Raw genomic sequence first — 11,741 nt, forward strand, 5'->3', positions numbered from 1 at the left:
AGAAAAGGGCTGCGCATTGCGCAGCCCTTTTTTATCTTCACGTAATAATTTATACGCTCAGCAACGGCTCAACGTTAATGTACTTGCCTATCTCTTTACGTTTCGCGCTTGGAATATAGGGGATTTCACCTAGTTTAGGAGCGCCTAAACGAGCTTCAAGTGTTCCAATAATATCGGCATAGTGTTCTGTGCCCGGGTTTACACGATTTGCAACCCAACCAACAAGATTCAAACCATCCGCTCTAATAATTTCCGCAGTCAACAACGCATGGTTCAAGCAACCGAGCTTAATCCCTACAACAAGAACCACCGGTAGTTGCTCTTGCTTTACCCAAGTCGACAAACTATCGATATCCGAGACAGGCACACGCCAACCACCAGCACCTTCAACTAAGACGATATCCGCTTGCTGCTTATGCTGAATCAATTTCTCACTTAGCAAATCATATTTGATGTCTACATGTTCATGTTTCGCTGCGATGTGCGGAGAAGCAGGTAACTCCAAAGCATATGGATTGACATCATCGTATGCAACATCAATAGTTGCCGCTGCCTGTAAATGCAACGCATCTGAATTACGCCACCCTTCCGTTGTGTTATCACTTCCTGATGCCACTGGCTTATAACCAATGGTATTAAGGCCTTTTGCCGCTAACGCTTGCAAAATGGCTTTAGACGCTACCGTTTTCCCTACATCAGTATCCGTACCAGCAATAAAAAAAGCATCAATCATAGATGTATTACTCCAAAACAAACCTGATAACTTGCAGGTAGAAGACCTTGATCATTTCCGAATGCTTGGTAAGCACGCTCAACTTGTCGTAAAGCGCTTCGACTCGTTAACCCATGTGAGCGTCCGCTTACGTGATTTGCACCTATACCTTTAAGGTCACGCATAACAGAAAACGCCGAATCGTACCAAACTGTGATGGTGGTCGAGTCTAGATGATGGTTGTGGCAACGGGATTGCGCTAACGCAATTTTTACCTGATTGAAGGTAATAAAGTTATTGACGTGTTGATATGCATCAATTTTTCCCCACGAGTCACGTAACTCATAAAGCGAATTATCAAGCAGTGTAGAAAAGGCAGCTGTCCCCCCCTTTCTCAATACACGCTGTACTTCTCGTAGCGGATAACTTAAATCTGTACACCACTGTAAAGCCAAGCTTGAGAATATATAGTCAAAGCTGCCATCATCAAAGGGTAGGTTTTCAGCATCGGCTAAGATATAGCTCATGCATTCCTCACCGCAGCGTTGCTGTGCTTTATCCAACATGGCTTGTGAAATATCTACACACACCACGTTGGCACCGCGCTGCTGAAAAACTTTGGAGAAATAACCGGTCCCACAACCTAAGTCTAAAACGCGCTGGTTCGTTAAATCACTTGGTAATTTATCTATCAAACGATACCCAACATCGCGCTGAAATGCAGCATGCTTATCATAAGTGCTCGCGGCTTTCCCAAACGATGAGGCAATCGCGTCTTTATTGCAGAGAGAAGTGTCTAAAGCGACATTTTTGGCCCTATCCATTACAGCGATCCTAATGCTTGCTTCAGTGCAGCTGAGAGTGTTCTGACTTGTGTTTTCGTGTGGTTGACCGTCAACGTAATACGTAATCGTGCCGTTCCTTTCGGAATCGTTGGCGGTCGAATAGCCGTTAACCAAACTCCGTTTTTACAGCAGGCTTTCGCCACCTTAAGTGCAGATTCCGATTCACCAATCACAAACGGCTTTATTGACGTTGCAGTTTCAACAAAACCTTCTGTATCTCGCAAACATTCTTGATAATAAGCACTCAACTCAGTCAACTTGTCACGTCGCCAAGTTTGCTCCTGAATCATAGAAACGGCATGAGTAAGTGCATAGGCTTGAGCAGGAGGCATCGCTGTTGAATACACGTGGTGTCTCGCGAATTGCATAAGAAAATCTCCCGTAGCTTGGTCACATAAGATAGCAGCACCAGACATACCAAACGCTTTACCGAAAGTCACAATCAAGATCTCTGGTTTGACGTTGGCAAACTCACAAGAGCCGCCGCCAGTTTCACCAAGCACACCGATACCGTGTGCATCATCAACAGCAAGCCAAGCGTTATGGTTTTTTGTCACTGCAGATATCTCGTTTAAAGGGGCACGATCTCCATCCATGCTGAATACCCCTTCAGCGACTACAAGGTGATTACTCTCATCATTAATCAGCGACTTAAGGTGTTCAATATCGTTGTGTTTGAAGCGTTTCATCTTAGCTGTCGATAAGGCTCCTGCCTCCATCAAAGAAGCGTGATTAAATCGGTCTTGAAGTAACACATCAGTTTTTTCTAATAATGTAAAAAGCAAAGCTTGATTGGCACTAAATCCAGAGCCAAACAGAACGGCCCTCTCAAACCCCAACCACTCTGTTAGCGCAGCTTCAAGATTGCCATGCGCCGCACTAAACCCAGTCACCATAGGTGAGGCTCCGCTGCCACTGCCGTAAACACTCAAACCTTGCTGCCAAGCACGCACAAGTGATTGATCATTCGCCAAACCTAAATAATCGTTGCTAGAGAAGTTAATGTAGCGTTTACCTTCGTGTTCCAAAATAGATTGGTTACCAGCAAACACTATATTCATTGTTCGAGTTAACCCCTGTGTTTTACGCTCAATAAGGGCAGACTCAATACGAGATTTAAACGCTGGCATCGTAAAAAACATCGCCTTCGGTGGGACGTGAAGCAACACGCTCTACTACACGATCTAACAATTCGTTTTCTGCGATGTCATCCGGCTTTTGAGACACCTCATGACTGTTAATACCTAACTTCTTAAACAGCATCATGTCTTTGTCTTCAGAAGGATTGGGAGTCGTTAAAAGCTTACAACCGTAGAACACAGAGTTTGCGCCAGCCATAAAGCAGAGTGTTTGCATCTGCTCATTCATGTTTTCACGACCTGCCGACAAACGAACCGCGGAGTTAGGCATCATAATTCGCGCAATCGCAATTAGGCGAATGAAGTCAAATGGCTCCACATCGTCTACTTTTTCTAATGGGGTGCCTTTTACCTTCACTAACATGTTGATTGGCACACTTTCTGGTTGCGTTGGTAAATTAGCAAGTTCAACCAGCAGACCTGCACGATCATTGACGCTTTCCCCCATGCCGATGATACCACCAGAACAAATCTTCATGCCGGCATCACGAACGTAAGAAAGCGTATCTAAACGGTCTTGGTAAGTACGCGTGGTAATGATTTTGCCGTAAAATTCTGGGGAAGTATCAAGGTTGTGGTTGTAGTAATCTAAGCCAGCACCAGCCAGTTGATCCGCTTGCTCCGGCGTCAACATACCTAGCGTCATACACGTTTCCAAGCCCATACCCTTCACGCCTTTAATCATATCGGTCAAATGCGGCATGTCGCGTTCTTTCGGGTTCTTCCACGCGGCGCCCATACAGAATCGCGTCGAGCCAGCATTTTTCGCTTTTTGTGCAGCATCGAGTACACGCTCGACTTCCATCAGACGCTCTTTTTCGATGTCTGTGGTGTAACGAGCACTCTGAGGGCAGTACTTACAATCTTCTGGACAAGCCCCCGTCTTAATCGACAGTAGCGTGCTAACTTGAACATGGTTGGTTTGTTGGTATTGACGATGAACAAGCTGCGCTTCGAATAGGAGATCCATGAATGGTTTTTCCATGAGATCGCGCACTTCAGCATGCGTCCAGTTATGACGAACTTCCACGTGTATTCCTTTAGTCACTTTTTTGTTGTGTTGACAGTCTACTGAGTCTCGATAAACTGTCAACACAACGCAAAGTAACAAAGTTTACATTTGTTTATTTTTTAACCTTAACTAATGTTGGAATAGCACATGGATCTCGCCTTCGACCGCCAGCACATCTGGCATCCTTACACTTCGACGTTGACACCTCTGACCTGCTACCCAGTGGCATCAGCAAATGGCGTACACATTAAACTGGAAGATGGAACAGAACTTGTCGATGGCATGTCTTCTTGGTGGTCGACGATCCACGGCTATAATCATCCGCACTTAAATCAGGCCGCTCACCAGCAAATCGATCAGGTTTCTCACGTGATGTTTGGCGGGATTACCCACCAGCCGGCCATCAGTTTGTGTAAGAAGCTATTGTCCCTTGCACCAAGTAATCTTGAACATGTCTTTCTTGCTGATTCTGGCTCGGTTGCCGTAGAAGTGAGCTTGAAGATGGCGCTGCAATATTGGCATGCAAAAGGCGAGCGCCGACCGAAGTTTTTGACTTTGCGACACGGCTATCACGGCGATACCTTTGCGGCGATGTCAGTTACCGATCCTGATAATTCAATGCACTCTCTCTACAAAGGCTTTTTGCCTGAGCATATCTTTACGGAGTCACCAACTTGTGGTTATTGGGACCAGTGGAAGCCGGAAGATCTTGCTGACTTTGAACACAAGATTGAAATGCACCATCAAGAACTCGCAGCGGTGATCCTCGAACCCATCGTTCAAGGCGCAGGCGGCATGCGTATCTATCATCCAGAATTTCTCAAAGGCGTACGTCGGCTTTGCGACAAATACGGTTTGTTATTGATTGCGGATGAAATCGCCACTGGATTTGGTCGTACCGGTAAGTTGTTTGCCTGTGAACATGCCGATATCCAGCCAGACATTCTTTGTGTTGGGAAGGCTCTGACAGGCGGCTACATGACCCTCTCTGCTACTCTGGCAAGTAAACACGTCGCAGACACCGTTTGTGGTGGTGATGCAGGTTGTTTTATGCATGGCCCAACGTTTATGGGTAATCCGCTCGCCTGCGCTGTTGCCACCGCAAGTTTAGAGTTAATTGAACAAGGGGAATGGCAGCAGCAAACGAAACAAATTGAAACGCTGTTTTCTGAATTACTGCCACAATTAGAACAATACGACTTGGTGAAAAAGACTCGCTGGCTGGGTGCTATTGGTGTCGTCGAAACCGCTCGCCCGGTGAATATGGAGGCCATCCAAACAGTATTTGTCGAATACGGTGTGTGGATCCGTCCGTTTGGCAAACTGATTTATATGATGCCGCCATTTATCAGCAAGCCAGAAGATATTGAGAAGTTGGTCAACGCGATTGATGCCGCTTTACAGCGTGAAGACTGCTTTGCATAACAAAAAAACCCAGCGCTCAGGCTGGGTTTTACTGTTTTGAGGTTAATGGATTAACCGATGTGCGTTGCGCCGCTCATGTACTTCTGAAGTGCTGTTGGGATTGCAATACGGCCGTCCGCTTCTTGGTTATTTTCTAAAATAGCAACCATTGTACGGCCAACGGCTAGACCAGAACCGTTTAACGTGTGTACAAGCTCCGGCTTCTTCTCGCCTTTACGACGGAAACGCGCTTGCATACGACGAGCTTGGAAGTCCCACATGTTAGAACACGAAGAAATTTCACGGTAAGTTTCTTGAGCAGGTACCCATACTTCTAGATCGTAAGTCTTACGTGCACCGAACCCCATATCACCTGTACATAAAACCACTTTGCGATAAGGCAGCTCTAAAAGCTGGAGCACTTTTTCAGCGTGGCCAGTTAACTCTTCAAGCGCATTCATTGAGTCTTCTGGCTTGGTGATTTGTACTAGTTCAACTTTGTCGAATTGGTGCATACGAATCAGACCACGAGTATCACGCCCATAAGATCCCGCTTCAGAACGGAAACATGGTGTGTGCGCCGTCATTTTAAGTGGTAGATCCGCTTCTTCCGAAATAGTATCGCGCACTAGGTTTGTGACAGGCACCTCGGCTGTAGGAATTAGAGACAATTTACGTGGCTCTTCATCGCTGACTTTTTCGACCAGAGGTTCGGTATGGAAAAGATCTTTACCGAATTTAGGCAGCTGACCAGTACCGAATAGGCTGTCAGCGTTGACTAGATAAGGGACATACATTTCCGTGTAACCGTGCTCTTCAGTGTGAAGGTCAAGCATAAACTGAGCAATAGCACGGTGTAGACGAGCAAATTGACCTTTCATTACGATGAAACGAGCACCAGTGATCTTAGTTGCACTTGCGAAGTCTAGACCATCACCCATTTCGCCAAGATCAACGTGATCTTTTACTTCGAAGTTGTACGTTTTAGGCTCACCCCAACGAGAAATTTCTACGTTGTCATTTTCATCTTTACCATCTGGCACTTCATCCGCAGGGATGTTAGGTACAGAAAGCGTGATTTCCTCTAGTTGAGCCATAACTTGCTCAAGTTCCACCTTTTTAGCATCAAGATCGCTACCTAGTGTACCGATTTTTTTCTTGATCTCTTCTGCGCCTTCTTTGTCACCAGCCGCCATTTTTTGGCCGATTTGCTTGGAGATGGAGTTACGCGTGGATTGTAAATTTTCAACTTCTACTTGAATGGACTTGCGTTGTTCTTCAAGTTTACGAATAGTCTCTACGTCTAGCTTAAAGCCACGACGCGCTAGTTTTGCAGCTGTTTCATCCAGCTCTGTACGAAGTAATTTAGAATCCAGCATTGTTAATCCTATGCTTTTTGTTGTGAAATCACGCACCCTATCCGAACAGGCACGTTACAAAAATAACCCAATAAATGTATCCAAAAACGCCTACTTTTCATAGCGCTTTTGTTGGCTATTTGCATCTAAAGTAGCCAAGTAATCTAACTTTTCGCCTATTTTGGTTTCTAGACCGCGATTTGTTGGCTGGTAGTACTTACGATCCACCATTTCAGGTGGTAAATATTGATCGCCCGCGGCATACGCTCCCGGCTCATCGTGAGCATATCGGTATTCGGCGCCATAACCCATGTCTTGCATCAAACTGGTTGGCGCATTTCTTAGGTGATGAGGCACTTCATATTCAGGTAAATTATGAGCGTCTGTGAGCGCTTGCTTCCACGCCACATACACCGCATTACTCTTCGGCGCACATGCTAAGTAAACAATCGCCTGAGCAATCGCACGCTCACCTTCTGCCGGTCCAACACGCGTGAAGCAGTCCCACGCCGACAACGCGACTTGCATCGCCCTAGGGTCCGCATTGCCCACATCTTCGGATGCTATCGCCAGTAATCGACGTGCGATGTAAAGTGGATCACAGCCAGCTGCAATCATACGCGCAGCCCAATATAAGGCGGCATCAGGGTTTGAACCACGAATGGATTTGTGTACCGCAGAAATCAAATCGTACCAAATATCGCCTTTGTTATCGAAACGAGAGACTTTCTCTCCTGCTACTTCCGCAAGTAGCTTCAGAGTGATTTCTTTTTCGCCTTGCGCATTGTCTTCTGCCATATCGTAAAGCAGCTCAAGGTAGTTAAGCGACATACGCGCATCGCCATTGACCAATTCCGCTAAGCGGTCTAAGACGTTATCAACAAAGTGCGCAGGAGTGTCCCCTAACCCACGTTCTTTGTCCTGAATGGCTTGCTTCAAGGCTAACGAGATTTCGTTTTTATCCAGTGACGTTAGCTTATATACACGTGCGCGAGATAATAATGCGTTGTTCAGCTCGAAAGATGGGTTCTCTGTCGTCGCACCGATAAAGGTCACCGTCCCATCTTCAATGTGGGGTAAGAAAGCATCTTGCTGAGATTTATTAAAGCGATGCACCTCGTCCACAAACAAGATGGTACGGCGGCCCGCCATTTTGTTTTCACGCGCTTTTTCAATCGCAGACCGTATCTCTTTTACTCCGGAAGTAACAGCCGACACGCGCTCCACTTCAGCGTTAGCGTAATTGGCCGCCACTTCTGCCAGCGTGGTTTTACCTGTGCCCGGTGGTCCCCACAAGATCATAGAGTGAATGTGGCCCGCTTCCAGCGCACGATATAGAGGCTTACCAGGGCCTAATATGTGTGACTGACCGATATACTGCTCTATCGTTTGCGGCCTCATACGTGCAGCAAGGGGACGAAAATCTTCGTCCCCTGAGAAATCTAATGTGTAATTACTCACTACCTATTAATTCCTTTGGTCATCCACTTCCACACCATTTGGAATCGTGAATGTAAATCTGTCTGCTTTTGGTTTACCCAACTTCACATTGTCAAACTTAAATAGCCCCTTTTGACCATCTTGTTCTAATACATTGAAGCCTTTTACGACACCTTTCGCATCAATATTAATGAGAAACTGCCCCTGTGTAGAGTCAACGGCCGTTGGAGTCAGAGTAAACTCATTCCCTTTCTGAGAAATAGAGTAGTTTTCCCAGTCACTCGCTCGGTTACGAGTTAACAAAACAAATGGGGTTTGTTCTGTTGCCTGATCTTGCCAGTAAATGCTGACTTGCTCAATAAACGGACTGTAATACCATAGCGTTGTGCCATCTGAAACTAATAAATTCTCATCGGGAAATGTTGTGCTCCAACGAAATAAGCTTGGTCGGGCGATTTCTACCGTACCTTCGCCTTCCATTACCGTTTCACCTTCAGGGCTGATCACTTGCTGAGAAAAGTCAGCTCTGAAACCTTCGTTGATCGCTAAGCGTTTACTCAACTCTTCTTTTGGCGCCGCTGCATAAGCAGTAGAAAAGAGAGAACTGCTTAGAAGAAGCGCAGAAAAAAGTGTCGCTGAAAATCGTTTTTTCATTCAGATACCTATTGTTGGAACCACTCACTTCCGTTCGACTGAAGTGAGTCAAACAAGTTCATTAATCTTTTGGTGGCGCAGGCGCTAAGACTTCACGGTTACCATTGTGCCCTGGAGTACTCACAATACCTTGGGCCTCTAGTTGCTCAACAATACGAGCGGCACGGTTATAGCCAATTTTAAATCGACGCTGAACACCAGAAACCGATCCACGCCGCGAGTGAACCACGTGCTCGACCACTTGATCGAATAACGGATCCACATCTTCGTCCGCTTGCATCTGCTCACCTGGCAGCAGAGCTTCAGGGCTTTGATCACCGTTAATGATCTCGTCGATATAGTTAGGTTTGCCACGTGCTTTCCAGTTATTCACAACCGCATGCACATCATCATCCGATGCGAACGCACCGTGCACACGAGTAGTATGACTGGAACCGGGTGGTAGATACAGCATATCACCCATGCCCAATAGTGATTCAGCACCGCCTTGATCTAGGATCGTGCGAGAATCCGTTTTGGTCGATACAGTAAACGCAACACGTGTTGGGATGTTCGCTTTAATTAGGCCTGTAATGACATCAACGGATGGACGTTGAGTGGCAAGGATCAGGTGAATACCTGCTGCACGTGCTTTCTGCGCCAAACGGGCAATCAGCTCTTCCACCTTCTTACCCACAACCATCATTAGGTCGGCAAACTCATCCACTACCACAACGATATAAGGCAGTCTCTCAAGCAACGGTGGCTCTGCATCCATACTGTCGCCCTCTTGCCAGAATGGATCGTGAATTGGATGGCCCGCTTCCGCTGCCATCTTCAATTTTTCATTGAAGCCTTTGACGTTACGCACGCCAAGTGCCGACATCAGTTTATAACGGCGCTCCATCTCACCCACACACCAACGAAGTGCGTTAGAAGCGTCTTTCATGTCCGTCACGACTTCTGAGAGTAGATGTGGAATACCTTCATAAATTGAAAGCTCCAGCATTTTTGGGTCAATCATGATAAAGCGAACATCTTCTGGGCTTGCTTTGTAAAGCATGCTCAAGATCATGACGTTAACCCCTACCGATTTACCGGAACCTGTCGTACCTGCAACCAGTACATGGGGCATCTTAGCCAAGTCGGCGACCACGGCTTCACCGGCAATGTCCTGACCCAACACAACGGTCGTTGGCGACGTGGCTTGTTTAAATTGTGTGCTGTTAATGACATCAGATAAGTAAACCGTCTGACGGCTCATGTTTGGCAGCTCTAGACCGATATAGGGTTTACCCGGGATCACTTCCACCACACGTACCGCCATGGCTGACAGCGCTCGCGCTAGGTCAGTAGATAAACCGGAAATACGGCTCACCTTAACTCCTGGCGCGAGGTCAAGCTCAAAACGAGTGATAACAGGACCAGGGTAAATACCGACTACCTCAGCTTTGATTTTGTAGTCTGCTAGCTTACTTTCTACCAATCTAGCCACCTGCTCAAGAGCATCGCGATCAATGAAGTTCTCACGCTTTTCTGGGTGGTAAAGCAATTCTAACGTTGGCAGTGGTTCTTGTGGTACTGGCAGGTTTTGTTCTTGCTTCATCAAAAATGGGTTTTGCTTTGCAGCCACTTTCGACTGCGCGCTAGAAACCATTTCTTGGAAGGCGTCCACATCTTGGTCACCTTGCTGTGTTTCTTCTAATAACTCATCGTCTTGATGCACAGACTCAAAAGTCGCAGAAGGTGCAACTGAGGTCGCTGAATAAGATCGCGTAATTGATTGAGAATCAATAGGTTCTGGCTGATCTTGCAGTACAGGTTCTGAAGGTAGATAGTCATCTTCTTCATCTAACACATCAAAGTCTGAAATAGTCGGTTCGATGTGTGGGTCAGAGTCAGTTTGGTTCGTGATGCTGTCTAATTCTGCAGAATCAATAATAGGCTCTTCATGTTGAGGCCGCTCAGTGTGCATCTGCTGCGCTTGTTCTGCTTCAAACTTTACGTACTCAGAATAATCTGACTCAGCACTTTGTAGCCCCTGTTCAGCACTGGCTTGCTCTGCATAAAATGAGTAGGTTTCTGAAATGGATTGCTCTTCCGTTACCCAGTCATCCGCTTGCTGCGCTGCTGCTTCAAGCTCTTCAATGGTTACATTAAGCTGCTTGGATCGATCAAACAAAGGTTCAACGTGCTCAGCACTGACGCGGTGCATATGAGCTTGAGGATCAAGGTCCGCATAGCCTGAAGCCTCATCAACAGCAGCCTGACTCGGCGGTGGTGTTCTCGGCGTGGGTGGTACCGTATGCGTCTGAGGTTTCGCTTGCGGCATATAAATAGGATATTCGTGTGCAGGTTCAGCGGCTTTAGGTTCGTCAACATCATACGCGGTCAAATGTGGCAATGGCTCGTCATTGACTTCACTTTCAGCATTTTTGACGCTGGACACTGTATCTTCTACGAATTCATCCAATTGAGGTTCTAGTAATTCCTGCTCAGAGCCTCTAAATTTATTGGCAATAACAGAAGTAAGCTCCAATGCTCGATCACCAAGCCATTCCACGATATTCAACCAAGAAATACCAGTGAACAAGGTAAAGCCAGCTCCCCATAAGAACAATAAAACCAGTGTGGTACCAAGTACATTTAGTGTCGGCAAAGCAAGACTAGTCAGCACGTCACCAACCACGCCACCAGATGAGAAATACCAGATATCATCAAAATTAATATCGGCGAGCCCACAACTGGTCATAATGAGAACGGTAAGACCGAGTAGTCGCGTCCCCCAAAGCATGAGGTCGATTGTCTCGTCTTCTCCTCGTTTACGGCATATAACCCACGCGGCAGCGGACAGTAAGAAAGGAATAGGATAAGCGAGAGAGCCAAATGTGAAAAATAGAGTATCGGCAAGCCAAGCACCAAATAAACCGCCAGCATTATCGACCTCCCCTCCCCAAGCGGTTTGGGACCAAGAAGGATCGGCCGGACTAAAGGTAAATAGTGCGACAGCCAGCAATACCGAGCTTAGAACGCCAACGATAAAGCAGCACTCTTTTAAGCGTTGGAAGCCATTTAAACGTGAAAACTGAGGCTCTTCACTGGTTTTGATAATGGTTTCGACTTTCTTTGCGTTCTCTTTGAACATAAATCAACTTGAATATGGAATGAAATAGGAATTTACAAAACATTCCGAGCGGC

Annotated in this window: 9 protein-coding genes; 1 reads left to right on the forward strand and 8 read right to left on the reverse strand. The window is 46.4% G+C overall.

The window, feature by feature from the left end; genetic code table 11:
- Nucleotides 1-49 precede the first annotated feature (49 nt).
- Genes bioD through bioB form a run of 4 tightly spaced genes read right to left on the reverse strand, consistent with a single transcriptional unit; the run spans nucleotide 50 to nucleotide 3,726 of the window.
- Nucleotides 50-733: a dethiobiotin synthase gene (gene bioD, locus AC3D28_RS05705; RefSeq protein ID WP_179885639.1), complete on the reverse strand. Its 684-nt coding sequence runs from the start codon at nucleotides 731-733 to the stop codon at nucleotides 50-52.
- The gene (gene bioC, locus AC3D28_RS05710) at nucleotides 730-1,536 is read right to left on the reverse strand and encodes a malonyl-ACP O-methyltransferase BioC (RefSeq protein WP_488535834.1); all 807 of its coding nucleotides are present in this window, start codon (nucleotides 1,534-1,536) and stop codon (nucleotides 730-732) included. The genes bioD and bioC overlap by 4 nt, the downstream gene beginning before the upstream one ends.
- Complete coding sequence (gene bioF, locus AC3D28_RS05715) at nucleotides 1,536-2,687, reverse strand: 8-amino-7-oxononanoate synthase (protein WP_488535835.1); 1,152 nt, start codon at nucleotides 2,685-2,687, stop codon at nucleotides 1,536-1,538. The genes bioC and bioF overlap by 1 nt, the downstream gene beginning before the upstream one ends.
- Complete coding sequence (bioB, locus tag AC3D28_RS05720) at nucleotides 2,674-3,726, reverse strand: biotin synthase BioB (protein ID WP_488535836.1); 1,053 nt, start codon at nucleotides 3,724-3,726, stop codon at nucleotides 2,674-2,676. The genes bioF and bioB overlap by 14 nt, the downstream gene beginning before the upstream one ends.
- A 129-nt stretch (nucleotides 3,727-3,855) precedes the next feature.
- On the opposite strand from bioB, the gene bioA reads away from it, so the two are divergent.
- On the forward strand, nucleotides 3,856-5,133 hold the full coding sequence (gene bioA, locus AC3D28_RS05725) for an adenosylmethionine--8-amino-7-oxononanoate transaminase (protein WP_488535837.1): 1,278 nt from the start codon (nucleotides 3,856-3,858) through the stop codon (nucleotides 5,131-5,133).
- A 50-nt stretch (nucleotides 5,134-5,183) separates the two neighbouring features.
- Here bioA and serS read toward each other — a convergent pair whose 3' ends face one another.
- From serS to AC3D28_RS05745, 4 genes are all read right to left on the reverse strand, one after another.
- The gene (gene serS / locus AC3D28_RS05730) at nucleotides 5,184-6,491 is read right to left on the reverse strand and encodes a serine--tRNA ligase (protein WP_098415319.1); all 1,308 of its coding nucleotides are present in this window, start codon (nucleotides 6,489-6,491) and stop codon (nucleotides 5,184-5,186) included.
- Nucleotides 6,492-6,581: 90 nt separating this feature from the next.
- The gene (locus tag AC3D28_RS05735) at nucleotides 6,582-7,871 is read right to left on the reverse strand and encodes a replication-associated recombination protein A (RefSeq protein WP_488536060.1); all 1,290 of its coding nucleotides are present in this window, start codon (nucleotides 7,869-7,871) and stop codon (nucleotides 6,582-6,584) included.
- 66 nt (nucleotides 7,872-7,937) lie between these two features.
- A complete protein-coding gene (gene lolA / locus AC3D28_RS05740) occupies nucleotides 7,938-8,564 on the reverse strand; it encodes an outer membrane lipoprotein periplasmic chaperone LolA (RefSeq protein WP_098415317.1) in 627 nt (208 codons plus the stop codon).
- A 61-nt stretch (nucleotides 8,565-8,625) separates the two neighbouring features.
- Nucleotides 8,626-11,688, reverse strand: coding sequence for a DNA translocase FtsK 4TM domain-containing protein (locus AC3D28_RS05745; RefSeq protein ID WP_488535838.1), 3,063 nt, complete (start codon nucleotides 11,686-11,688; stop codon nucleotides 8,626-8,628).
- Nucleotides 11,689-11,741: the final 53 nt, after the last annotated feature.

The organism is Vibrio sp. TAP-3B (assembly GCF_057784735.1).